The sequence below is a fragment of the Phycicoccus sp. HDW14 genome, from assembly GCF_011383005.1.
In the GTDB taxonomy this organism is placed as follows: domain Bacteria; phylum Actinomycetota; class Actinomycetes; order Actinomycetales; family Dermatophilaceae; genus Phycicoccus.
This window is the reverse complement of sequence record NZ_CP049935.1, coordinates 3,060,181-3,082,980: the sequence shown is the minus strand read 5'-3', so window position 1 is coordinate 3,082,980 and position 22,800 is coordinate 3,060,181. Positions and strand designations below refer to the sequence as shown.

Genomic DNA, 22,800 nt, shown 5'->3' with positions numbered 1-22,800 from the left:
GGTAGGGGTCGCGGCGCCCCTCGACCGAAAGGCGACGCGATGCCCATCCTCGACGACGTGACCCAGGCGGTCGGCAACACCCCGCTCGTGCGGCTCAACCGGATCATCGAGGGCGAGGCCACCGTGGCCGCCAAGCTCGAGTTCTACAACCCGGCGAGCTCGGTCAAGGACCGCATCGGCGTCGCGATCATCGACGCCGCGGAGGCGTCCGGCCAGCTCAAGCCCGGCGGCACCGTCGTCGAGGCCACCTCGGGCAACACCGGTATCGCGCTGGCGATGGTCGGCGCGGCGCGCGGCTACAAGATCGTCCTCGCCATGCCCGAGACCATGTCGAAGGAGCGCCGCGCGCTGCTCCGCGCGTACGGCGCCGAGCTGGTCCTCACCCCCGGCTCCGAGGGCATGAAGGGGGCCGTCACCAAGGCCGACGAGATCGTCGCCGAGCGCGAGGGCGCCGTCCTCGCCCGTCAGTTCGCCAACGCCGCGAACCCCGAGGTCCACCGCCGCACGACGGCCGAGGAGATCTGGAAGGACACCGACGGCGGGGTCGACATCGTCGTCGCGGGCATCGGCACCGGTGGCACCATCACCGGGGTCGGCGAGGTCCTCAAGTCGCGCAAGCCCGGCGTGCAGATCGTCGCGGTCGAGCCCGAGGAGTCCCCGATCCTCAACGGCGGTGCCCCCGGCCCGCACAAGATCCAGGGCATCGGCGCCAACTTCGTGCCGGAGATCCTCAACACCGAGATCTACGACGAGGTCATCGACGTCAACGCCCAGACCTCCGTCGAGTGGGCCCGCCGGGCCGCCACCGAGGAGGGCCTGCTCGTCGGGATCTCGTCCGGTGCCGCGCTGGCCGCCGCGAACCAGGTCGCCTCGCGGCCCGAGAACGCCGGCAAGACGATCGTCGTCATCATCCCGAGCTTCGGCGAGCGCTACCTCTCGACGATCCTCTTCGAGGGCCTCGTCGACTGACCATGTCCCTCCTCCAGCAGGCGCGCGCCACGGTCCGTGAGGACCTCGACGCCGCGATGCGCCGCGACCCGGCCGCCGAGAGCCGTGCCGACGTGGCGTTCAACTCGCCCGGGCTGCACGCGATCTGGTCCTACCGGCTCGCACACCGCCTGTGGGACAAGGGTCCCCAGTGGCGTCCGGCCGCCCGCCTGCTGTCCACGTTCACCCGGGCGGTCACCGGGGTGGAGATCCACCCCGGTGCCCGCATCGGGCGGCGGTTCTTCATCGACCACGGGATGGGCGTCGTCATCGGCGCCACCGCGGTGGTCGGTGACGACGTGATGCTCTACCACGGGGTCACCCTGGGCGGCCGCTCGCTCGAGCGCGGCACGAAGCGGCACCCGACCCTGGGCGACCGCGTCACCGTCGGCACCGGCGCCCGCATCCTCGGCGACATCGAGGTCGGTGACGACGTGCAGATCGGCGCGAACTCGGTCGTCGTCAAGCCCGTCCCGTCCGGCGCGGTCGCGACGGGCATCCCGGCGGTCGTCCGCTTCCCGGCGACGTCCGAGCAGGACCCCTACGACGCGCTCTTCGCGGAGCCCGCCCTCTTCATCTGACCGGGCCGGCCGGGCGCACGGACCTCACCGACCCCGCGGACCAGTCCGCCCCGTAGACGGCGAACGAGCTCGCCACCGGGTGCTCGGCGATGGTGGCGGCCAGCGCGGCCGCCGCGGAGGCCCCCGTGGACAGGTGCCGGTGGTAGCCCACCATCGCGGTGCCGGTCTCCTCGTCGTCGACGGGGGCGACCGACGCGAGGACGCTGTGCGCGCCGAGGGACAGGAGGCCGGCGGACATCCCCAGCGCCTCCTCGCCGTGGCGCACGTGCGCCTGCCCGACGTCGCAGGCGGACAGGACCACGTGCTCGGCCCGGAGGGGGCTCGGCAGCTCGTGGAGGAAGAGCGGGCCGTCGGCCATCCGCAGCGTGGAGAACATCGGGTTCGCCGTCGAGTGCACGCCGTGGGCCGCGAGGTGGACGAGGGTCGCCGACGCGAGGGCGTGCACGGCGTCCGCGGCGCTCGACAGCCCGCCACCCTCCCCGGTGCCCCAGACCTCGCGGATGCGGCGGCCCTCCTCCAGCGCGTGGGAGAGACCGGGGCCCACCGCGACGGCGAGCGTGGGCGGCTCCGGCGACGCCTCGGTGGAGCGCACCCACCGGGTGACCGAGCGGGCCACGACCACCTCCCGACCCCGCAGCGACGGCAGGACGTTCCACGGCACGGACGCCAGCGCGCGCAGGGGCACGACGACGACCTGAGGCGCGAGCAGGCCCGCGAGACCGCTCCCCGGACCGAGCAGGAGGTCGTCGAGGCGTCGGGCCGCGTCGACCACGGCGGCCTCGAGGGCGACGGCCAGGGCCGGTACCCGGCGCGACACCGCGCGGGCCCGCAGGTCGCGCACGAGCACGGCGGCCGCGTCGAGGACGGGGGCGAGCGGTCCGACCCGGTGCTGGGTGAGGCGGCTGCCCAGCACGACGGCGTGCAGGTCGTCACCGGCCGCGAAGAGGCTGACCACCGTGCGGTGCGCTCCGGCGAGCGCCATCGCCCGGGCCGTGCTCACCGGTGTCGCGGCACCTCCCGCGTCGGCGTCCGTGCGTCGCTCCCACTCCCGCCGTTCCACCCGACGGGTCAGGTCGGCGATCCGGGCGTCGAGCGCCGAGCGGCTCGCGCGGGCGACGGACCCCCGAGCCTGCTGGGCGGCCCGCAGCTCGGTCATCAGCTCGTCGGTGCGGGCGTCGCCGGAGGGGAGGACCGGGGGGATGCGCTGCGAGGCCGCGCGCCAGCGCTCGATGCTCGCGAACACGGTGCTGGGCCGCCCGGACCGCAGCGCCTGGTCGACGTCGAACGCCGCCAGGCGTCGGGCGTGCACGGCCATCGCGGCGCGCACCTCGAGGCTCTGGCTGCGACCCTGCTGGCGGGCCAACCGCGTGCTCGCACTGCGGCACCGGGCGCGCGAGGAGCGGTGGTCCTCGAGGGCGGCGGCCGCCGCGGCGTGCAGGTAGTCCTCGTGCAGCCGGGCCTCGACCGACCGCGCGCCGGGGCCGAGCTCGCGCAGGAGGTCGAGGCAGTCGCGGGTGTGCCCGCGCCGCAACGCCACCTCGGCACGCAGGCGGGTGGCGGTGGCCGCATCGAGGTCCGCGGTCGGGGCGGATCCCCAGTCACCGAGCAGCGCGTCGACGTCGTCGAGCGCGTCGTCGTCACCGAGCAGGGTGACCTGGGCGAGGACGAGGCGGGCCCGGCGGCTGCGGTCGCGGGCGCCGAGGTCCTCGAAGGTGCGCAGGGCCGCCTCGGCGTGCTCCCGCGCCCCGGCCGTGTCGTCGAGGAGCACGGCGCAGCGCGCGAGGTCGAGCCGGATCGCCCCGGACTGGACGAGGTGGTGCGCACGGGCGGAGCCGGCCAGTGCGTCCTCGAGCACGCTGCGCGCCCGGTCGACCAGCCCGGCGTCGATGAGGACCTGGGCCTGGTCGAGGCGGTTGCGGTCGCGCGCCACCCCCACCGGCAGCTCGTCGGCCTCGCGCATGATGGTGAGGGCCCGCGGCAGGTCGCCGCGCACGTAGGCGAGGCATCCCCGGTTGTGGATCGCCTTGTAGCGCAGCTCCTCGACGCCCTCCCGGTCGGCGATGGCGAGGGCGGCGTCGAGGTCGCGCTCACACTCGTCCAGCTGGAGCACGCCCAGGTGCGCGAAGCCGCGGTTGAGGTGCAGGGCGTAGAGCTCCTCGGGCTCGAGGACGTCGGTGAAGCCGCTCGCGGCGGTGGCGGCCCGCAGCGCGGCCTGCCAGGCGGTCCCCCGGGCCCGCAGGTTCGCCTCCTGGACGTGGGTCAGGGCCTCGAGGCGCCGTGACCCGATCTGCTCAGCGAGCCGCCGGGCCTCGTCGAGCTGCACCGTGGCCGCGGCCTCCCCGCGCGTCTCGAAGGTCGCGTAGGACAGGGTGACGAGCAGGCGCGCACGCCAGAAGGCGCGGTCCGACTCCGGCATCGTGTCGGCGACCTCGAGTGCCTCGACGAGCAGGTGGGCAGCGCCGTCGAAGTCGCCGACACCGTTGCGGCGCACCGCCGCCCGGACGGCCCTCGACAGCTCCTGCGCAACCGCCGTGCCCGGCAAATGGCTCCTCAGATCTCGATGGCGGGGGTGATGACCGGCGCGACGCCGGCCGATCCGTGTCGGAAGACGAAGTGCACGAGCCCGCGCTGGACGTCGGTGAAGGAGAACCGGCCGTGGGAGTCACTCGTCGTCGTGCGGGTCCGCGAGCGCTCGCGCAGCTCGACCTCGACGCCGCCCTCGCTGGTCCAGCCGCTGATCGAGGCCGGGCGGGTGCCCTCCTCGTCGATGGTCACCATCGCGCTCAGTGCGCCGCTGGTGAAGGTGACGGACGTGGCCCGGTCGTACGAGGTGCCCCGGACGCCGGCGAGCTCCGAGGAGGTGGCGACGATCTCGGCGACGTCGGCCTCGAGCGCGGCGACGGTGAGCCGGAACTTCACGTCGTCGGTGAGCGTGGGCGGGACGGGGTCGATGGCCTCGAGCGCGGCGCGCAGGTCGGCCAGGACGGCCTCGTCGATCGCATCGATGCCACCCCGGGCAAGGTGGTCCTCACGGTCGTCGAACGCGTTCATGCTGTTCCCCTCCAGGCTGGATCTGAGTCGAGCAGCACCCGGAGCTTGGCCAGGCACCGCCCTCGGGTCGGGCCGATGCTCCCGATGGGCATCCCGAGGGCTTCTGCGACCGACGCGTAGTCGGGCTTGTCGGTGAAGGCGATGGCCCGCAGCAGGGTGCGGCACCGCTCGGGCAGCGCCTCGAAGTGGCGCCACACCAGGCCGCGCTCCTCGTCGGCGAGCAGGGCCTGCTCGGGACTCGGGGTCGGGTCGGTGCGCGGCGCCTCGGTGACCCGGTCGACCTCGTCGACCACGTCCTCGCGGCGGCTGGTGCGCGCGACCCGCCACGCCTCGCGCTTGGTCGTCGTGATGAGCCACTTGAGCACACCGAGCTCGTCGATGACGCGGGCCTGGTGCTCGACGAGACGCATCCACGCGGTCTGGACGACGTCCTCGGCGGCGGGCTGGCTGAGGCCCTGCTGGCGCGCGATGTGCCACAGCAGCGGTGTCACCTCGTCGACGAGGTCGGACATCCGCGCCGGGTCACCCGCGCGGTAACCGGCGAAGGCCTCCGCGGCGCGCACGGCCAGACCATCGGTCCCTGAGCCGGTCACGGTCATCTCGCCAACCTCTGCTTCAGCGCGGCCCCGACGGCGTCGCGGGCGCGCTCGACCCGGTCGGCGGCGGTGGCGCCCTTGGTCGCGAGGGCGCGGGCCAGCTCGCCGGCGAACGCCGGCGCCGAGAACGACGTGCCGCTCCAGATGCCGAAGCCGCCCGAGTAGTCGTCGAGGTCGATGGTGCCGCGGGCGGGGTAGCGGCTGCCCTCGCGGAAGACCGCACCGCGTTCGGCGGCGTTGAAGGTGACGGGCATCGTGCTGACGACGGCGGCGCCCGAGCGGTACGCGCTGACCCAGGACCCGGTGTTGGAGAACGACGACACCGTGACCGAGTCGGGGTTCAGCGAGCCGATGGCCGTGATCGGGACCTTGGGCTCCGGGCGTCCGGCGAGGGCCGCGGGCCAGAACTCGACGTCGGTGGACCCGTTGCCGGCGCCCGCGACGATGCAGACGCCGGTGTCGGCCAGGGCCGCGAGCACCGAGAACAGCGCCCCCTCACGCTCCACCGCGCCGGGCTGCTCGTGGTAGTAGCCGAGGGAGAGGTTGAGGACGTCGACGGGGTCGCCCTCGGGGCGCAGGTCCTCGGGGACGTCGTCGTCGAGCAGCAGCCGCTGGCGCACGAGGAGCAGCTCGAGGGCGCGGATGAGGTCGCGCTCGTCGGCTGCACCGTCGCCGTACATGACGGGGACCGGGAGGATGCGTGCGCTGGGGCACCGCTGGCGGATCAGCCCGGCGATGAAGGTGCCGTGCCCGGCGAGCGGGTCCATCACCCCGTTGATGAGGTCGAGGGTCATGCCGTAGACCTCGGGGTCCTCGGCAGCGCTGTGCTGCAACCCCATCGGGGTGTCGTAGAGGTTGCCGGACAGGACGCCGGCGCGGAACCACGGGTGGTCGCCGAGGCCGGTGTCGAGGACGGCGACGACGGGTCCGTCGTACGTCCCGCCGGCGGGGTCGTCGGCGGCCCAGACGACAGGCATCCGGCCGGTGAGGCTGAGCACCGCACCGACGCCGTGGGTCTCGCCCACGCCGTGGGTCTCGCCGACCCCGTGGGTCTCGCCGACGCCGTGGGTCTCGCCGACCCCGGTGACCCAGCCCGAGGGCTGGAGGACGTGGACCAGGCCGTACGTCCCGTCGGTGCCGATCCCCTGGCCCCGCAGGGTCTGCAGGACCGTCCACGCGTCGATCGGGGCGTGCGGGCCGGAGTCGGTGGAGGTGAGGCGGACCGCCGTGTGCGATGCGCTCCCGAGGTCGCTCGCGTACCGCTCGAGGGCAGCGGCGAGGCGCTCGTCGCTCATCTGCGACGGCGGCGGGATGCGCTCGTCGACCTCGGCGCGCACCCGCAGCTGCGCCTTCTCGAGAGCGGCGTTGATCGGCCCGAGCGCGTCGGCCAGGCCGGACTCGGGCTTGCCGGGGACGAGGACGAGGTCGGGGATGTAGACGGTCGCCTGGGGCGGGGGTTCGTCGCCCCGGGTCACGGCGGTCGTCGGGTCGAGGACGCGCGCGCCGAAGCGGCGGATCGCGGTGTCCGGGACCGAGTAGCTGGGGATGGGGCCGTGGGGGACCGTGTCGCGCACGGGCGGGTCGGGATGGCGCCGGCGGCGCTCGACCTCCTCCTCGCGGGCACGCAGGATCTCGGGCCGCAGTCCGCGGGGACCGAACGGAGGGGGGGTCGGCTCAGGCATCGCAGCTCCTCGGCAGGGTCGGCCGTGGCGGCCTCTCGTCCAGAGTAGTGAGGCTGTCCATAGCCCTCAGGAGTCACGCGGTGGGGTGGTGATACCTCGACGTCCGCCGGATCTCCACGACGTCGTCGCGGCCGGATGTATCAGGAGGCGACCGGACGGCTCCTCGTCCGTGAGACCCACTCGACAGGGACTCCGGGTGGTCGGCAACGGCCATCCGGAGCGGGACCGTCCGGGTCTCGGCCACCGGGTCGCCCGGACCTGCGACGCGGTGGTCGACACCGGTCCCGCCGGCGGGGAGCCGGTCACGCCGGGACGGCGCCCGCAGGGGGGCGCCACCGGGTCGTTCCCACGGGAGCGTCCCGGGCCGGCGTGGCCGGCGTCGTCGTGCCCGGGGTCAGTCGGCGCTGCTCGGCCGGGTGGCCGCGGCCCAGGCGTCCGCGGGCTCCGCGGACCCGGGGGCCGGGTGGGTGTCGTGGTGGATGGCCTCGGAGGCCACCGTGCGGCCCTGGCGCAACGTCGAGGCCGTAGCACGGGCGGCGTCGGCGACCATGTCGGCGACGACCGGGGCGGCCTTGGTGCGGGCCACCTCCTTGGCGTTGGCGACCTGGTTCTGCACCGGCGTCGAGTTCCAGACCTTGCCGGAGGTGCGGCGGATCTGCTCGTAGCGCTGGGTCCCCGCCTTGGCCCCGAGGACGTAGCCCGCCGCCATGCCGGCGAGGAAGGACAGCTTGCCCATGGGGGCTCCTTTCGTCGGCCTCCGACCTTACCCACTGGCGCTGCGGGTCGTGCCGGGCGTGACGGCCGGGCCGGTGGGCGTCCCGCGGGGTGGTCGGTCAGGCGGCGTGGGCCGGGGCGTCGAGCGCGGCGAGGAAGGCGTCGGGCTCGGCGAGGCTGACGCGCAGCGTGCGCACGCGGACCGGGATGCCCAGGCAGCGTCCGCGCTGGTCGGGGTGCAGGGCGAGGCGCACGAGGTCGTGGCCGCTGGTGTTGACCAGCCACGTGCCGCCCCACCCGTGGGCCCCGATGCTGATCCGGTGCCTGGGGTCGCGGCCCGCGGAGACGATGCTCGAGCGCGGCATCCGCGACTGCCAGCCGATGCCGAGGTGCACGGACAGGGTCTCGTCGGTGAGCTCGACCGTGCCCCGTCCGAGGGAGGTCACGGCGAGCAGGACGCGGACCAGGGGGTTGGGGGCGGTCATGGCGAACGTGCTCACGCCCCGATGCTGCCACCGGTGCCGGGTGTGCGTCGGCCGATGGTGACGAGCCCTACGCTGGGCGGGCGGACCGGGCCCGGGTGCGGGACGGGGTCCGTTGGAGGGCTCGCATAGTGGCCTAGTGCGGCGGTCTTGAAAACCGCTATGGCGGCAACGTCATCGTGGGTTCGAATCCCACGCCCTCCGCTCGCGAAGTTCGGAGGGGCCGAGGAACGAGGTCCTTCCGGTTCTCGCGAATCGAGTACGGGGATGACGGGGAGGCTCGAACGGAGTGAGAGCCGGAGTCCCACGCCCTCCGCTCCAGCCGACCTCGTGCGACTTCGGGGCGGTTCCGAGGGCCCATCCGTGCGTCGAGGTGCTCGCAACCCGCACGAGGTGGGGAACCCGGGAGGCCGACCCGTCCCGCTCCGCCCGCCGTCCTCCGCCGCTACCGTGGGCCGATGACCGAGCGTGAGCCCGTGCGCGTCGTGCGCGACGACGAGCTCGTCGAGGCCGACCCGACCTCGGGGATGCTCCGCCGGCGCGCGTTCGAGGTCCCCGGCCTGTGGGCCGGCCAGGTGGTCACCGACCCCGGCGCGGTCTCCGGGTGGCACCACCACGACTCCAACAGCAGCGTCCTCTACGTCGTGCGCGGCGTCCTGCGGCTCGAGTGCGAGGGCGTCGAGGGCTGGGTCGACGCCACCCCGGGCAGCTACGTGCAGGTCCCGGCCTTCACCGTGCACCGGGAGTCCAACCCCGGCCGGGAGCCGAGCCTCGCGGTCATCGCGCGCGCCGGTGTCGGCATCCCCACGGTCAACGTCGACGCCCCGCCGCCGCCGCACCGGTGAGCACGCACGACCTCCCGACGACCACCGACGACCCTCCGGACGACGGGGCGCTCGCCGCCGTCGTCCACGGCGTCGAGGAGGTCGCGGAGCCCGTCGTCGACGCCGTGCGCGAGGCGGCCGAGACCGTCGTCGAGGTGACCGGCCAGGCAGTCGAGACCACGGCCCGGGTCGCCGAGGTCGCGGAGACCCACGCCGTCGTGAGCACCGGTGCGCGGCTGGGGTTCCTGCTCGACGGGCTCCTGCACGTCGCGATGGGCTGGGCCGGCCTGCAGCTGGTCTGGATCGGGCACAGCCGCTCGACGGCGGACGAGTCCGGTGCACTGACCGCCATCGCCACCACGCTCGGCGGACGGGCGGTCCTCTGGGTCGGGTTCGTCGGCTTCACGGTCGTCACGGTCTGGAACCTCGCGCGCGCGGTGACCGGCCGGCACTGCCACACGGGCCTCAAGCGGCTCGAGCACGCGGCCGACGGCATCGCCTACGCGACCGTCGCGTGGGCCGCCGCCGCCTTCGCGATCGGGGCCGGCCAGACGAGCCGCGACTCGACCGTGGGCATCACCCGCACCCTGCTCGCGCTGCCCGGCGGCGTGCTGCTCGTCGCGGTCGCCGGCCTCGCGGTCGCGGCCGTGGGCGCCTTCAGCATCTGGTCGGGTGTCACCCGCGACTTCCTCCTCGACCTGGCCCGCACCCCGGGTCGGGTCCTCGTCGCGGTCGGGGTGGTCGGGTTCGTGGGGCGCGGGGTGGCCTTCGGCATCGTCGGGCTGCTCTTCGGCATCGCCGCCCGGACGCACGACGTCAGCGCCTCGACGGGCATCGACGGTGCGCTGCACTACCTCCAGGCGGCGCCGGCCGGACGGTGGGCGCTGGCCGTCGTCTCGCTCGGGCTCGTCGCCTTCGGGGTGTACCTGATGACCCGCGCGCGTCACCTCCGGCGCTGACCCTCAGGCCGGCGGGGGATCTCGCCGGACCCCCGCACGACGAGGGTCGGTTCGACGACGACGTGCCGCGGGGGTGCGCTCTCGCCGTCGATGCGCTCGAAGAGCATCCGCCCCACGGTGCGCCCGATGCGCGAGACGTCCTGGCGCACCACGGTGAGACCGGGGTCGAGCAGGTCGGCCATCGGGAAGTCGTCGAAGCTCACGAGGGCGACCGAGCGTCGCAGCCCGCGCTCGGCCAGCGCCCGCACGGCCCCGGACGCGAGGATGTTGCGGCCGGCGAAGATCGCGGACGGCGGGTCGGCGAGGTCGAGCAGCCGGTGCACCACCTCGGTCGCCTCGTCGGTGGAGCTGATGCCGTCGACGACCAGCCGCGGGTCGGGGCGGACCCCGCGGTCGGTGTGCGCTGCGGTGAACCCGGCGATGCGGTCGTGCGCGGTGGGGATCTGCGGCAGGTGGAACAGGCCGGCAATGCGGCGGTGGCCCAGGTCGAGCAGGTGCTCGATGGCCAGGCGGGCGCCGAGGAAGTTGTCGACGACCACCGAGTCGGCGTCGACCCCCCGCGGCGGCCGGTCGACGAAGACGGCCGGGGTGCCGGTGCGCAGCTCGGCGACGAGGTAGTCCTGGCGCTGGCTCGCCGGCATGATGACCAGCCCGTCGACCCGCCGAGTGACGAGGTCGTGGACCATCGACTGCTCGCGCTCGAGCTCCTCGTCGAGGCTGGCGGCGAGGACGGCGGTGCGGCGCGAGCGGGCGACGTCCTCGAGGGCGCGCAGCACCCCGGCCGAGAAGGAGTTGGAGAGGTCCTGGACGAGGACGCCGACGAGCCCGGTGCGCGCACCGGTGCGGCGCAGGTTGCTCGCGGCGAGGTTCGGGCGGTAGTCGAGGCGGCGGACGGCGGCGCCGACCCGCTCGCGCACGTCGGGGGAGACCCCGGCCTCCTCGTTGACGACCCGGGACACGGTCTTGAGGCTCACCCCGGCCAGCGCGGCGACGTCGCGCATCGTCGCGCGGGAACGCCCACTGTCTGACAACGATGTCACGGCCACATCACAATGTGTAACGGATGTCTTGACCTGAGCGCAAGCGAACGGTACAACTAGACCCTGACAACGTTGTCACACGGCAGCGTCGTCCGCCCAGCTCAGTACTCAAAGGAGAGTCACGGATCATGCACATCCGTCAGGTTTCCACGTCGCGCACGGCTCGCCGTGTCGTCGTCACGGTCGGCATCGTCGGCCTCGCGCTGTCGTCCGCCGCCTGCAACCGCGCCAGCGAGTCGGACTCCGGGAGTGGGGGGAAGAGCGCCGTCGGCGTCACCCTCATCACCAAGGACTCGTCGAACCCGTTCTTCGTCGCCATGCAGAACGGTGCGAAGGCCGACGCGTCCAAGAACAACGTCAAGCTCACCATCGCCTCCGGCAAGCAGGAGGGTGACGACCAGGGCCAGATCACGGCCATCGAGAACGCGATCGCCCGCCAGGACAAGGGCATCCTCATCACGCCGATGTCCACCGGCGTCAACGCCGCGATCAAGAAGGCCCGCGACGCCGGCCTCTACGTCATCGCGCTCGACACCCCGCCCGACCCCGCCGACACCGTCGACATCACCTTCGCCACCGACAACCGCTCGGCGGGCAAGCTCGACGGCCAGTGGGCCGCGGCGACGCTCGACGGCAAGGCGGCCACCATCGCGCTGCTCGACCTCTTCAACGACAAGATCGTCTCGGTCGACTACAACCGCGACCAGGGCTTCCTCGAGGGCATGGGCATCGACGTCGCCGACGGCAAGAAGAACGGCGACGAGGCCCCCACCGGCAAGTACACCGGCGGCAAGGGCGGCGACTACACGATCGTCTGCAACGAGGCCAGCAACGGCGCCGAGGACGGCGGCCGCTCCGCGATGGAGAAGTGCCTCGCGAAGAACCCGAACATCAACCTCGTCTACACGATCAACGAGCCCGCCGCGGTCGGCGCCAACGCCGCCCTCAAGGCGGCCGGCAAGACCGCGACGATCGTCTCCGTCGACGGTGGCTGCGCCGGCGTCAAGTCCGTCAAGGACGGCGTCATCGGGGCCACGGCCCAGCAGTACCCGCTGAAGATGGCGACCCTCGGCATGGAGGCCATCGCGAAGATCGCCGCCGGTGGTGAGAAGCCGAAGACCACCGAGGGCCTCGACTTCTTCGACACGGGCGTCGCGCTCGTCACCGACAAGCCCGTGGACGGCGTCGAGAGCATCGACTCCGCCAAGGGTGCCGACATCTGCTGGGGCAACTGAGCATGAGCTCCGCCACCGGTTCGTCCGCTGCTGCCGCCGAGTTCGCTCGGCGGCGGCAGTCGCCGGTCCAGCAGCTGCAGAACCTCCTGCACAAGCGGCCCTGGCTCAGTCCGCTCCTCCTGCTGTTCATCACCTTCCTCGCGTTCTTCATCGCGACGCCGAACTTCCTCACGGCGAACTCGATGGGGATCCTGTTCCAGCAGACGGCGATCGTCGCGGCGCTGGCCGTCGGACAGACGATCGTCATCCTCACGGCGGGCATCGACCTGTCGGTCGGCGCGATCATGGTCCTCTCGATGATGGTCATGGCCTCGCTGGCCAAGGACGGCGGGATGCCCGGCATCCTCGCGCTGGTCATCGGCATCGCGCTGGCCACGTTCGCCGGGATGCTCAACGGGTTGCTCGTCACGCGGATCAACCTGCCCCCGTTCATCGTCACGCTCGGCACACTGAGCATCTTCACGGCGATCGCGCTGCTCTACTCGGGCGGCTCGAGCATCCAGGCCGAGCACCTGCCGGGTCTGCTGAACTTCCTCGGTGACGGGTTCGCCATCGGCGACTTCCGCCTCACCTGGGGCATCGTCGTGGTCGTCCTCATCTACGCGGTGATGGCCTTCGTGCTGTCGCAGACCGCGTGGGGCCGGTACGTGTACGCGGTCGGTGACGACGCCGAGTCGGCGCGCCTCTCGGGTGTGCCGAGCAAGCGGATCCTCCTGGCCGTGTACACGGTCGCGGGGCTGATCTACGGCATCGCCGCCTGGGTGCTCATCGGTCGGGCCGGCTCGGCCACGCCGAACGCCATCCCGACGGCCAACCTCGACAGCATCACGGCGGTCGTCATCGGTGGCACGAGCCTCTTCGGTGGACGGGGCCGGCTCATCGGCACCCTCATCGGTGCGCTCATCGTCCAGACGTTCGACTTCGGGCTGTCGCTCATGGGCGTCAACCAGCAGTGGCGCGTCCTCGCGATCGGCGTGCTCATCGTCGTCGCCGTGGCCGTCGACCAGTGGATCCGGAAGGTGAAGGCGTGAGCACCATCGAGAAGCTCCCCCTGGCGGTGGACCACATCCCCGAGGGCAAGCGGCACATCTACGACGCGGAGCCGCTGCTGTCGGCGCGCGACCTCGTCATCACCTTCGGTCGCGTCGTCGGCCTCGACGGGGTCAACCTCGACCTCTACAGGGGTGAGGTGCTCGCGGTCATCGGTGACAACGGGGCCGGCAAGTCGACGCTCATCAAGTGCCTCACCGGCGCCTACCAGCCGAGCTCGGGCTCCATCCGGCTCGAGGGGTCACCGGTCTCCTTCCGGCGTCCCCAGGACGCCCGCGAGGCCGGCATCGAGACCGTGTACCAGCAGCTCGCGGTCATCCCGGCGCTCGACATCGCGAGCAACCTGTACCTCGGTCGCGAGGAACGCCGGAAGGGCCCGCTGGGCTCGGTGTTCCGGATGCTCGACAAGGGCGGCATGGAGAAGCGCGCCGGCGAGTCGGTGCAGGGCCTCGGCATCCAGACGATCCAGAACATGGGTCAGGCCGTCGAGACCCTCTCCGGTGGTCAGCGCCAGGCCGTGGCCGTCGCCCGTGCGGCGGCGTTCGGGTCCAAGGTCGTCGTCCTCGACGAGCCGACCGCGGCCCTGGGCGTCAAGGAGTCGGGGATGGTCCTCGACATGGTGAAGCAGCTGCGGGACAACGGTCTCGCGGTCATCCTCATCAGCCACAACATGCCGCACGTGTGGGACGTCGCCGACCGCATCCACATCCAGCGGCTCGGAGGCTGCGCGGGCGTGATCACCCCGCAGTCGCACGACATGGGCGAGGGCGTCGCCATCATGACCGGCGCCAAGACCCTCTCGTCCCCCTGAGCGCGGGACGCCGCACCCGCCGGACGAACGGGTGCGGCGTCCCGTCCCGCCCTCTCGCGTGGGACGGGTGATCCCCTGCGAGACACCGGAGTGCCCCATGACGATCGTCGTCGGCTACGTGCCGCGCCGGGACGGCCTCGCCGCCCTCGAGGCGGCCGTCGCGGAGGCGGCCCGGGCCGGCGAGGCGCTCGTCGTCGTCAACGCCGGCGACGACGCCGACCCGCGGGGACGAGGCCTCGCCGACCGCCGCGACATCGACGCGATGTGCACCCGGCTCGTCGAACTCGGTGTGCCGCACGAGGTCCGACAACCGGCACGAGGTCTCGTCCCGGCCGACGAGCTCATCCAGGCCGTCGAGTCGTGCGCGGCGCGGCTGCTCGTCGTCGGCGTCCGGCGGAGGCGTCCGCTCGGGGTCGGGAGCGGCGAGTCGACCCTCGGCCAGGTCCTGCGCGACACCGAGTGCGACGTGCTCGTCGTGCGCTTCCCGGGGTCGTGACCGACCGGTCCGTGGACGGTCGGCCGCGCAACCCGCGAGCGCGCGCGTTCTCCGTGCTAGGTTCGCTGGCGGTTGCAGCGTCAGCAGTACCTCGAAGGTCGAACTACCCTCGCGCCACAGGGGGCTGGAGTCGCATCCACGGCCGGTGCGAAGTGTGCCGGGCGAGCGTCGTACAGGAAAAGGAAGACCCCCCACATGGCACAGGGCACCGTGAAGTGGTTCAACGCCGAGAAGGGCTTTGGTTTCATCGCCCAGGACGGTGGCGGCCCGGATGTGTTCGTCCACTACTCCGCGATCGACACCCAGGGCTACCGCAGCCTGGACGAGGCGCAGCGGGTGGAGTTCGAGATCACCCAGGGTCCCAAGGGCCCGCAGGCCGAGCAGGTCCGGCCCGTCTGACCCGGGACCTCCCGAGTCCTCGCGACGACCCCCGTCCGGCACCGCCGGGCGGGGGTCGTCCGCGTCCCGTCCCCGCGGCGCCGCCGGGGGTCAGCGGGCGAGGTCGGTGAGGAACCGCTTGGCGACCGGTGCGGCGACCGTGCCGCCGCTCGCGCCCTGCTCGACGAGCACCGCGAACGCCACGCCGCCCTGGTAGCCGGTGAACCAGCAGTACGGCTTCTCGTCGACCCCGTGGTCGGCGGTCCCGGTCTTGCCGCGCACCGTGCCGCCGGGCGTCCCGCGCAGCACCGTCGCCGTCCCGGACGAGACGACGTCGGCCATCATCGAGCGCAGCTGCCCGACGGCGCGTCCGTCGAGCGCGGCCGGCCGCGGCGTCCCCGCGTCCCCGTGCACGAGGACGGGCGGCAGGTACGTCCCGCGGCCGATGCTCGCCGACATCACGGCCAGGGCCAGCGGTGAGACCTCGGTGCGGGCCTGCCCGATGACGGCCGCGGCCTGGTCGGTGCCCTTGCGGGTCTCGGGGATGCTGCCGTCGAAGGCGCCCGAGACCCCGAGCGAGTCCGCCCACCCGGCGCCGATGCCGAGCGCCTTCGCGGCCGTCGTGAGGTCGGTGGTCGCCAGCTTCTGCGAGAGCGAGATGAACGCGGTGTTGCACGAGTGCGCGAAGTCCTGCGAGAACGGCACCGCGCCGGGGATGGACTCGCCGGCGTAGTTGCGGAACGACCGGCCGTCGACCGTCACCGTCTTCGGGCACGGCACGGTGCTCGAGGGGGTCGTGACGTTCTTCGTCAGGTACGCGTACGTCGTCGCGATCTTGAAGGTCGAGCCGGGCGGGTACTTGCCGGTGATGGCCCGGTCGAAGCCATTGGCCGGCGAGTTCGCGGCCGCGAGGACCTCGCCCGTCTTGACGTCGACGGCGACGATCGCCCCCGGCACCGTGAGCGATGAGTCGGCGAGGGCCTTCTCGGCCGCGTCCTGCACCCGCGGCGCCAGCGTGGTCTCGACGTCGGACCCGTCGACGGCCTTCGTGGAGAACAGCGTGGCGTCGCGGTCGGTCGTCACCGCCAGCCCGGGGGTGCCGGCGAGCGCGGAGTCGTACTGCGCCTGCAGCCCGCTGCGCCCGGCCCGGTCACCCGTGACGTACCGGCCCCCGCTCCTGTCGACGATCTCGGCGGTCACCTCGCCCACCGTGCCGAGCAGCGGCTGCCCGAAGGTGCGCGTCGGCCCGAGCGGCTGGGTCGCGGTGGGGGCGATGACGCCCGTGATCGCCGCGAGCCTCGACTTCAGGGGCGCATAGTCGCGCTCGCGGTAGGTGATGACCGGGATGGGCGCCTGCGAGCCGGTGCGCCTGCGCTCGGCGAGGGCCTTGCTCACCGAGCCCTTCGTCACGCCGGTGACCTGCTCGACGGCCGCCGCACCCGCCGCGTCGGCCCGCACCGGGTCGAGCTGCACCTGGTAGACGGTGCCCTGCGGCATCAGCGCCTTGCCGTCGCGGTCGAGGAGGTCGCCGCGCTCCGGGGCCGTCCGCTCCAGCTGCAGCTTCCCGCCGGCCGGGAGGTCGGGGTGCCAGGGAGACCCGTCGCCCGGACCGGTGACCAGCCACGTCCCGTCGCGCTCGACGAGGCGGACCGGGGTCGAGTACCGCCACGCGACCTTGCCCGGCAGGGTCCAGGTGACGTCGAGCGACGACGTGGCGCTGGTGCCATCACGTCGGACCGCCCTGCCCTGCACCGCGACCGGGGCCGAGCCGAGGCCCTTGACGGCCCGGGTGAAGTCGGCCGCCGCCCCGGACTCGGCGAACCGGACCGTCGTCAGGTTCTTGGCGCGCCAGCCGTCGACGTAGCGGGTCAGGGCGGCGCGCGCGGCGTCGTCGCGCCCCGACTCCCGCTGCACCCACCACCACGCACCGCCTGCGCCCACCCCCACCACGAGGAGGACCCCCACCACCCACGCCACCCGTCGTCGCATGCGCCCCATCCTCCACGACGACCACTGCCGTCGCCGTGCAGCGTGCTCCCAGCAACACTCCGTACACTCGGAAGGTCGCCCACCCGCCTCGGCACGGCCCGTGCCCGTGGGCCCCCGGACCGCAAGGAGCACGCCCGTGTCGGAACCCACCCGGCGCACCCGGTCGCAGGAGCGGGCCACGGCCCCCGCTCGCACCGGCGCCGCCGCATCGTGGCCGGCATCACGGCCTTCGTCGTGGTGGTCGCGCTCGGGGCGGGCTACGTGTGGTGGCGGCTCGACGGCAACATCAGCCGCATCGACATCAGCCAGGCCCTCTCGACCGACCGTCCCACCGTCGCCAAGGGGCCGCTGAACATCCTGCTCATCGGGTCCGACACCCGGGTCGGGCAGGACGCCCCGGACTCCGGGAAGGTGTCGGGTGCCCGCTCCGACACCACCCTCATCGCGCACCTGTCCGCCGACCGCAAGCACGTGACGATGGTGTCGATCCCGCGCGACTCGATGGTGCCGATGCCCCCGAACTGCAACGCCAAGGTCCCGAAGAGCGAGTGGCCGGTGCAGCAGTTCAACGCCGCGTTCAGCATCGGGGGGCCGGCCTGCCTCATCAACACCGTCGAGGCCAACACCGACCTGTTCATCAACCACTTCGCCGTCGTCGACTTCCGCGGCTTCCGCGGGATGGTCGACGCGCTCGGGGGCGTCCCCGTGTGCACGCCGGTGGCGATCGACGACCCGAAGGCCCACCTCACGCTCGCCGCGGGCCGGCACGTGCTCAACGGGAAGCAGGCCCTCGGCTACGTCCGGGTCCGGTACACCGAGGGCGACGGCTCCGACCTCGGCCGGATCAAGCGCCAGCAGGCCTTCCTCTCCTCGATCGTCCAGGAGGCCACCCGCACCTCACTGCTCCTGCGCCCCGACAAGCTGTACGGCTTCCTCGACGCGGCGACCAAGTCGCTGACGACCGACGAGGACATGGGTCTCGGGACGATGAAGGACATCGCCGACTCGGTGAAGAACGTCGGCGTCGAGAACGTCGCCTTCATCACCGTGCCCGTCGAGACCTACCCCGAGGACCCCAACCGCGTGCAGTTCACCGACGCGGCCGACACCCTCTGGAAGGCCCTGCGCGCCGACCAGCCGCTCACCGGCAAGCCCAAGCCCTCCGCGTCCCCGTCGGTCAGCGCCACCCCGCTCACCGTCAGCCCGGCGAAGATCACCGTCCTCGTCGTCAACGCCACCGGCGCCGGCGGGCTGGCCGCCCAGGTGGCCACCGCGCTGCGCGTCCAGGGCTTCGCGCGGGTCACCACCTCCTCCACCGGCCAGCGGCCCGCCGGCGTCACGGTCGAGTACGCCCCCGGGAAGGAGAAGGCCGCCCGCACGGTCGCCGCCGCCTTCCCCGGCGCCAAGCTCGTGGAGGACCCCGCCCTCGACGCCACCGTCCGGGTCACCCTCGGTGCCGGTGCGCCGGCCGTCGTCGAGGTCCCGAACCGGCTCGGGTCCGACCCCATCCCGCGCCCGTCGGTCACCGCCCCGCGCCGACGACCTCGATCGAGACCCGCACCGCCGACCAGGACATCTGCTCCTGACCGGGGTCCGGGCTCGATGCAAAGCCGTCGGGTCGTGATGCTTTCGTTCCTCTGTGCGCCCGGGGTCTCGCCACGGGCCCGGGATGTTGGTTTCATGCCGACGGACCCGCGAGGCCGCGCGTGACGCGGCCGGGCCGCGCGCGAAAGGACCTCCCGTGACCACACTCACGACATCGACGGCACCCGACCAGGGCGTGCCGTCGCCCAGCTACGACCGCTCGACCGCCACCGTGGGCATCGTCCACTTCGGCTTCGGCAACTTCCACCGCTCGCACCAGGCGATGTACCTCGACCGGCTGATGGAGACCGGCGACGGCCTCGACTGGGGCATCTGCGGCGTCGGGGTGCTGCCGCAGGACGCCGCCATGCGCGACGCGATGCGCGCCCAGGACTGCCTCTTCACCCTCGTCGTGCGCCACCCGGACGGCTCCCTCGAGCCGCGGGTCGTCGGCTCGGTCCTCGAGTACCTGCACGGCCCCGAGGACGCCGCCACGGTCCAGGAGCGCCTGCTCGACCCCGCCGTGCGCATCGTCAGCCTCACGGTCACCGAGGGCGGCTACCTGAAGAACGCCGCCACCGGCCGGTTCGACCCCGACGACGAGTCGGTCGTGCACGACGTCGCCCACCCTGACGACCCCCGCACCGCCTTCGCCTACATCGTCGAGGGGCTGCGCCGGCGCCGCCAGGCCGGGATGGCGCCCTTCACGGTGCTCTCCTGCGACAACCTCCAGGGCAACGGCGACATCGCGCGGCAGACGATCACCGGGTTCGCCCGGCTCGTCGACCCCGAGCTCGCCGACTGGATCGAGGCCGAGGTCGCCTTCCCCAACTGCATGGTCGACCGGATCACCCCGGCCACCACCGACGCCGACCGCGAGAGCCTGCTGCACGACTTCGGCATCGAGGACCGCTGGCCGGTACCCGCCGAGCCGTTCACGCAGTGGATCGTCGAGGACGAGTTCCCCCTCGGGAGACCGCACCTCGAGGCCGTCGACGTCCAGTTCGTCGACGACGTCCGCCCCTACGAGCTGATGAAGCTGCGGCTGCTCAACGCGAGCCACCAGGCGCTGGCCTACCTCGGGGCGCCCCTCGGCTACGTCCTCGTCGACGAGACGGTGCGCGACGAGCGGGTGCGCACCTTCCTCGAGCGCTACATGGCCGACGAGGCCGCCCCGACCCTCGGCGAGCTGCCCGGCATCGACCTGCCCGGCTACATGGCGACCCTGCTCGAGCGGTTCGCCAACCCCGGCATCCGCGACACCCTCGTGCGGCTCGCGACCGACGGTGCGAACCGGATGGCGACCTTCACCCTGCCCGCGGTGCGCGACAACCTGGCGGCCGGCCGCCCGGTGACCCTCGGGGCCCTGATGGTCGCCGCGTGGGCCGAGTACTGGGCACTCATCGCGCGAGGTGGCCTGGCCGACACCGAGGTTCCCCCGGACGTGCACGCCGACACCCTCCGGGCCGCGGCCGTCGACGACGACCCGGCGACCTTCCTCGGCATCGAGGCGGTGTTCGGCGACCTCGGCACGGACGAGACCTTCCGCGCGGAGTTCCTCCGGCTGCGGGCCGCGCTGGCGTCCGAGGGGGTCGCCGCGACTCTCGACGAGGTCCTCGGCCTCCGAGCGGCCTCCTAGTCGTCGACGGGGGCGCGCAGGCCGAGGCTGAAGACCTCGGGCGGCGGCTTCTGCGACGACTCGAGCTTCCGGTAGGTCGTCGGGGTCGTGCCGACCTCGGAGAGGAACTGCCGGTTGAAGTTGGCCATGTTGTGGAACCCGCTCATCGCCGCGACCTGCGCGATGGCGTGGTCGGAGGTGTCGAGCAGCCGGCGGGCGTGGGCGATCCGCAGCTTCTTGACCATGTTGCTGAACGTCATGCCCGTCGCCGACTTGAAGTACTTCGAGAAGGTCGGCTCCGACATGTAGGCCATCCGCGCGGCGGTGGCCAGCCGGATGTCGCCGGTGAGGTTCTCGAAGATGTAGGCCAGGCCGGCCTCGACGGCGCCGAGCGAGTTCGCGTCGGTGGGGCGGCCGAGCCACTCACTGGCCACGACCTCGCGGTCCTCGGCGGGGGCGCGGGCGAAGAGGGCGAGCAGCTTGAAGAGGTGCGAGACCTGCTCGGCGCCCGGCTGCGCACGACCTCGAGGATGGTCTCGGCGGCCCGCCACGCGGTGGCCCCGGAGAAGACCAGCCCGCGCGTCGACTGGTCGAGGACGGGGCCGACCTCCTGGAGCTCGGGGATGAGCTCCATGCACTGCCGGAGCCACTCGTCGGTGAACTGGATGACGGCGTCGCGGTCAGCGGCCACCTGACCGGGCGGCAGGTCGCTGACCCAGTCGTGCGGCAGGTTCGGGCCCATCATGCTGACGTGCCCGGGGGAGAAGGTGCCGACGTGGTCGCCGGCGATGAAGCTGCCGTGCGACTTGGTGATGAGGTGGATCTCGTACTCGGGGTGCGCGCCCCAGCCGCAGATCTCGCTGGGGAAGTCGTGGGTCAGCGTGCGCACCGCGTGCTGGGGGTGCGGCGGGATGATCTCGCGCCGCGGAGCGCTGGGGTACGGGCCGCGGACGAGCGTGCGGTCGCCCTCGACCCCCTCGACGGTGAGTGACGGGAAGCCGGCGAGGTGGGCTCGGGGGTCCCGGTGGACTGATACGAAATCGTCACCACTCCTCGTTGACGTCGTCGTCATCGTGTGGTCCGTGACCGGGCCACTCTGCTGCGGTGCTCACCCGAGAACAGGCCCGCACGGGTGAGCGCTGGAAAAATAGTATCGAAACAGCGGGGCTCATGGTGCTTGTCGCCGTGTGGCCCGGCTTCCTACATTGCGGGTGTTCCAGGCGGCAAGGCGCATCGGAACGCCCCCGGAGGCATCCGGGCCCCCGTCTCCTCCCGTGGCAGGGAGGGGGCACACCTACCAAAGGAGTTAGGCATGCTCAGCTCGAAGCGCGCCCTGACCTTCGGCGCCGGTGCGCTGGCTTCGGCCCTCGCCCTCGCGGCCTGCTCGTCGGGGAACGTCTCCACCGACAGCGGGTCCGGCGGTGCGGCCGGCGGCAAGGTCACCCTCAACCTGGCCACCGTGAACAACGGCCAGATGAAGGACATGGAGAAGCTCAAGACCGAGTACGAGAAGGCGAACCCGGGCACGACCGTCAACTTCCAGGTCATGGAGGAGGGCGACCTGCGCGCCGCCGTGACCGCCGACGTCGCCAGCGGCGCCGGCCAGTACGACGTCGTGACCATCGGTGCCTACGAGACGCCCCAGTGGGGCGCCAACGGCTGGCTCGTCGACCTCACCCCCGACCTGAAGTCCGACTCGTCCTACGACGTCGACGACATCCTCCCGCCGGTGCGCGACGTCAACACCTACGACGGCAAGCTCTTCGCGGTGCCGTTCTACGGCGAGTCCTCGATCCTCATGTACAACAAGGACCTCCTGTCCAAGGCCGGCGTCACGCTCAGCGAGAACCCGACCTGGCAGCAGGTCGCCGACGCGGCCAAGAAGGTCAACAGCGCCGACACCTCCGGCATCTGCATGCGCGGCAAGCCCGGCTGGGGCGACCTCTTCGCGCCCCTGACGACGGTCGTGCAGACCTTCGGCGGCAACTGGTACGACGACAAGTGGAACGCCACGGTCAACACCCCGGAGTGGAAGCAGGCCGTCACCTTCTACAAGACGATGCTCGACCAGTCCGGCGAGAAGGACCCGGTGTCCTACAGCTTCAACGAGTGCCTCACCGCGCTCAAGGAGGGCAAGGCCGCGATGTGGGCCGACGCCTCCGTCGCCGCGTCGATGCTCGAGGCCGACGACTCGCCGGTCAAGGGCAAGATGGGCTACGCCCACATGCCGGTCGAGAAGACCAAGCAGTCCGGCTGGCTCTGGAGCTGGAACCTCGCCATCCCGTCCTCGACGAAGAACAAGGACGCCGCGCTGAAGTTCGTCAAGTGGGCGACCAGCAAGGACTACATCAAGCTCGTCGGGCAGAAGATCGGCTGGTCCAACGTTCCCCCGGGCTCGCGGACCTCGACCTACGAGATCCCCGAGTACAAGGAGGCCGCGGCCGCCTACGCCCCCATCACCCTCGACGTCATGAGCTCGGTCAACCCGAAGCAGCCGGGCGTCAACCCCCAGGGCTGGGTGGGCATCCAGTACGTCTCGATCCCCGAGTTCCAGGACGTCGGCAACCAGTGCGCACAGCTCGTCGCCGACTACATCGCCGGACGAGGCTCCGTGGACGACGCGCTGGCCAAGTGCCAGACGCTCGCCCAGGCCGCCGGGGACAAGCACAAGAGCTGATCCCCAGCACACCGTGAACGCGGGTGCCGGGGTCGGGTCCTCCGAC

21 protein-coding genes and 1 tRNA gene are annotated in these 22,800 nt (G+C 72.6%); 13 read left to right on the top strand and 9 right to left on the bottom strand.

From position 1 onward, the window contains the following. Positions 1 to 39 precede the first annotated feature (39 nt). Entirely contained in the window at positions 40 to 969 is a 930-nt protein-coding gene (gene cysK, locus G7075_RS15180) for a cysteine synthase A (protein ID WP_166123077.1), read from the top strand. Positions 970 to 971: 2 nt separating this feature from the next. Beyond that, a complete protein-coding gene (gene cysE / locus G7075_RS15175) occupies positions 972 to 1,568 on the top strand; it encodes a serine O-acetyltransferase (RefSeq protein WP_166123075.1) in 597 nt (198 codons plus the stop codon). On the opposite strand, the gene G7075_RS15170 is transcribed toward cysE, so the two are convergent. The 6 genes from G7075_RS15170 to G7075_RS15145 all read right to left on the bottom strand — a co-directional run bounded on the left by G7075_RS15170 (position 1,561) and on the right by G7075_RS15145 (position 8,111). After that, on the bottom strand, positions 1,561 to 4,110 hold the full coding sequence (locus tag G7075_RS15170; RefSeq protein ID WP_166123073.1) for a CHAT domain-containing protein: 2,550 nt from the start codon (positions 4,108 to 4,110) through the stop codon (positions 1,561 to 1,563). The two genes, cysE and G7075_RS15170, sit on opposite strands and share 8 nt — an antisense overlap. Positions 4,111 to 4,118: 8 nt before the next feature. Continuing rightward, positions 4,119 to 4,619: a hypothetical protein gene (locus G7075_RS15165; protein ID WP_166123071.1), complete on the bottom strand. Its 501-nt coding sequence runs from the start codon at positions 4,617 to 4,619 to the stop codon at positions 4,119 to 4,121. Beyond that, complete coding sequence (locus G7075_RS15160; protein ID WP_240917651.1) at positions 4,616 to 5,182, bottom strand: RNA polymerase sigma factor; 567 nt, start codon at positions 5,180 to 5,182, stop codon at positions 4,616 to 4,618. Before G7075_RS15160 ends, G7075_RS15165 begins: the two co-directional genes overlap by 4 nt. 32 nt (positions 5,183 to 5,214) lie before the next feature. Next, complete coding sequence (locus G7075_RS15155) at positions 5,215 to 6,897, bottom strand: S8 family serine peptidase (protein WP_166123067.1); 1,683 nt, start codon at positions 6,895 to 6,897, stop codon at positions 5,215 to 5,217. 394 nt (positions 6,898 to 7,291) lie between these two features. Beyond that, positions 7,292 to 7,633: a protoporphyrinogen oxidase gene (locus G7075_RS15150; RefSeq protein ID WP_205860528.1), complete on the bottom strand. Its 342-nt coding sequence runs from the start codon at positions 7,631 to 7,633 to the stop codon at positions 7,292 to 7,294. Positions 7,634 to 7,730: 97 nt separating this feature from the next. After that, on the bottom strand, positions 7,731 to 8,111 hold the full coding sequence (locus tag G7075_RS15145) for a hypothetical protein (RefSeq protein ID WP_166123065.1): 381 nt from the start codon (positions 8,109 to 8,111) through the stop codon (positions 7,731 to 7,733). Between the two features lie 99 nt (positions 8,112 to 8,210). On the opposite strand from G7075_RS15145, the gene G7075_RS15140 reads away from it, so the two are divergent. The 3 genes from G7075_RS15140 to G7075_RS15130 all read left to right on the top strand — a co-directional run bounded on the left by G7075_RS15140 (position 8,211) and on the right by G7075_RS15130 (position 9,876). Further along, positions 8,211 to 8,297: transfer RNA gene (locus tag G7075_RS15140), tRNA-Ser, on the top strand. Between the two features lie 254 nt (positions 8,298 to 8,551). After that, positions 8,552 to 8,938 carry a cupin domain-containing protein gene (locus G7075_RS15135; protein ID WP_166123063.1) on the top strand — a complete coding sequence of 129 codons (387 nt, stop codon included), beginning with the start codon at positions 8,552 to 8,554 and terminating at the stop codon, positions 8,936 to 8,938. Continuing rightward, entirely contained in the window at positions 8,935 to 9,876 is a 942-nt protein-coding gene (locus tag G7075_RS15130) for a DUF1206 domain-containing protein (RefSeq protein WP_166123061.1), read from the top strand. The genes G7075_RS15135 and G7075_RS15130 overlap by 4 nt, the downstream gene beginning before the upstream one ends. Here the strand turns inward: G7075_RS15130 and G7075_RS15125 are convergent. After that, the gene (locus tag G7075_RS15125; RefSeq protein ID WP_166123059.1) at positions 9,861 to 10,877 is read right to left on the bottom strand and encodes a LacI family DNA-binding transcriptional regulator; all 1,017 of its coding nucleotides are present in this window, start codon (positions 10,875 to 10,877) and stop codon (positions 9,861 to 9,863) included. The two genes, G7075_RS15130 and G7075_RS15125, sit on opposite strands and share 16 nt — an antisense overlap. Positions 10,878 to 11,044: 167 nt before the next feature. Here G7075_RS15125 and G7075_RS15120 point away from each other — a divergent pair, with 167 nt between their 5' ends. The 5 genes from G7075_RS15120 to G7075_RS15100 all read left to right on the top strand — a co-directional run bounded on the left by G7075_RS15120 (position 11,045) and on the right by G7075_RS15100 (position 14,907). Next, a complete protein-coding gene (locus G7075_RS15120; protein ID WP_166123057.1) occupies positions 11,045 to 12,151 on the top strand; it encodes a substrate-binding domain-containing protein in 1,107 nt (368 codons plus the stop codon). Positions 12,152 to 12,153: 2 nt separating this feature from the next. Next, positions 12,154 to 13,182, top strand: a complete 1,029-nt coding sequence (locus G7075_RS15115; RefSeq protein WP_166123055.1) for an ABC transporter permease — start codon at positions 12,154 to 12,156, stop codon at positions 13,180 to 13,182. Positions 13,183 to 13,208: 26 nt separating this feature from the next. After that, complete coding sequence (locus G7075_RS15110; protein WP_166124407.1) at positions 13,209 to 14,012, top strand: ATP-binding cassette domain-containing protein; 804 nt, start codon at positions 13,209 to 13,211, stop codon at positions 14,010 to 14,012. Positions 14,013 to 14,109: 97 nt separating this feature from the next. Beyond that, a complete protein-coding gene (locus G7075_RS15105) occupies positions 14,110 to 14,508 on the top strand; it encodes a universal stress protein (protein WP_166123053.1) in 399 nt (132 codons plus the stop codon). A 195-nt stretch (positions 14,509 to 14,703) separates the two neighbouring features. Further along, on the top strand, positions 14,704 to 14,907 hold the full coding sequence (locus G7075_RS15100) for a cold-shock protein (protein WP_166123051.1): 204 nt from the start codon (positions 14,704 to 14,706) through the stop codon (positions 14,905 to 14,907). Between the two features lie 90 nt (positions 14,908 to 14,997). Here G7075_RS15100 and G7075_RS15095 read toward each other — a convergent pair whose 3' ends face one another. Continuing rightward, positions 14,998 to 16,875, bottom strand: a complete 1,878-nt coding sequence (locus G7075_RS15095; protein WP_166123049.1) for a penicillin-binding transpeptidase domain-containing protein — start codon at positions 16,873 to 16,875, stop codon at positions 14,998 to 15,000. Between the two features lie 210 nt (positions 16,876 to 17,085). Here G7075_RS15095 and G7075_RS15090 point away from each other — a divergent pair, with 210 nt between their 5' ends. Next, positions 17,086 to 18,585 carry an LCP family protein gene (locus G7075_RS15090; RefSeq protein WP_166123047.1) on the top strand — a complete coding sequence of 500 codons (1,500 nt, stop codon included), beginning with the start codon at positions 17,086 to 17,088 and terminating at the stop codon, positions 18,583 to 18,585. 31 nt (positions 18,586 to 18,616) lie between these two features. Beyond that, the gene (locus tag G7075_RS15085; RefSeq protein WP_240917650.1) at positions 18,617 to 20,098 is read left to right on the top strand and encodes a mannitol dehydrogenase family protein; all 1,482 of its coding nucleotides are present in this window, start codon (positions 18,617 to 18,619) and stop codon (positions 20,096 to 20,098) included. Here G7075_RS15085 and G7075_RS21470 read toward each other — a convergent pair. Further along, entirely contained in the window at positions 20,095 to 20,628 is a 534-nt protein-coding gene (locus tag G7075_RS21470; protein WP_240917649.1) for a helix-turn-helix domain-containing protein, read from the bottom strand. The genes G7075_RS15085 and G7075_RS21470 overlap by 4 nt on opposite strands. Positions 20,629 to 21,389: 761 nt before the next feature. Here G7075_RS21470 and G7075_RS15075 point away from each other — a divergent pair. Then, positions 21,390 to 22,754, top strand: a complete 1,365-nt coding sequence (locus G7075_RS15075; RefSeq protein ID WP_166123042.1) for a sugar ABC transporter substrate-binding protein — start codon at positions 21,390 to 21,392, stop codon at positions 22,752 to 22,754. Positions 22,755 to 22,800: the final 46 nt, after the last annotated feature.

Excerpts from the sequence above, each read along its gene's own strand:
- cysK (WP_166123077.1), top strand. The coding sequence starts at position 40 with ATGCCCATCCTCGACGACGTGACCCAGGCGGTCGGCAACACCCCGCTC.
- G7075_RS15105 (WP_166123053.1), top strand. The coding sequence starts at position 14,110 with ATGACGATCGTCGTCGGCTACGTGCCGCGCCGGGACGGCCTCGCCGCC.
- G7075_RS15150 (WP_205860528.1), bottom strand. The coding sequence starts at position 7,633 with ATGGGCAAGCTGTCCTTCCTCGCCGGCATGGCGGCGGGCTACGTCCTC.
- G7075_RS15075 (WP_166123042.1), top strand. The coding sequence starts at position 21,390 with ATGCTCAGCTCGAAGCGCGCCCTGACCTTCGGCGCCGGTGCGCTGGCT.
- G7075_RS15165 (WP_166123071.1), bottom strand. The coding sequence starts at position 4,619 with ATGAACGCGTTCGACGACCGTGAGGACCACCTTGCCCGGGGTGGCATC.
- G7075_RS15125 (WP_166123059.1), bottom strand. The coding sequence starts at position 10,877 with ATGCGCGACGTCGCCGCGCTGGCCGGGGTGAGCCTCAAGACCGTGTCC.
- G7075_RS15115 (WP_166123055.1), top strand. The coding sequence starts at position 12,154 with ATGAGCTCCGCCACCGGTTCGTCCGCTGCTGCCGCCGAGTTCGCTCGG.
- G7075_RS15095 (WP_166123049.1), bottom strand. The coding sequence starts at position 16,875 with ATGCGACGACGGGTGGCGTGGGTGGTGGGGGTCCTCCTCGTGGTGGGG.
- G7075_RS15155 (WP_166123067.1), bottom strand. The coding sequence starts at position 6,897 with ATGCCTGAGCCGACCCCCCCTCCGTTCGGTCCCCGCGGACTGCGGCCC.
- cysE (WP_166123075.1), top strand. The coding sequence starts at position 972 with ATGTCCCTCCTCCAGCAGGCGCGCGCCACGGTCCGTGAGGACCTCGAC.
- G7075_RS15120 (WP_166123057.1), top strand. The coding sequence starts at position 11,045 with ATGCACATCCGTCAGGTTTCCACGTCGCGCACGGCTCGCCGTGTCGTC.
- G7075_RS15135 (WP_166123063.1), top strand. The coding sequence starts at position 8,552 with ATGACCGAGCGTGAGCCCGTGCGCGTCGTGCGCGACGACGAGCTCGTC.
- G7075_RS15100 (WP_166123051.1), top strand. The coding sequence starts at position 14,704 with ATGGCACAGGGCACCGTGAAGTGGTTCAACGCCGAGAAGGGCTTTGGT.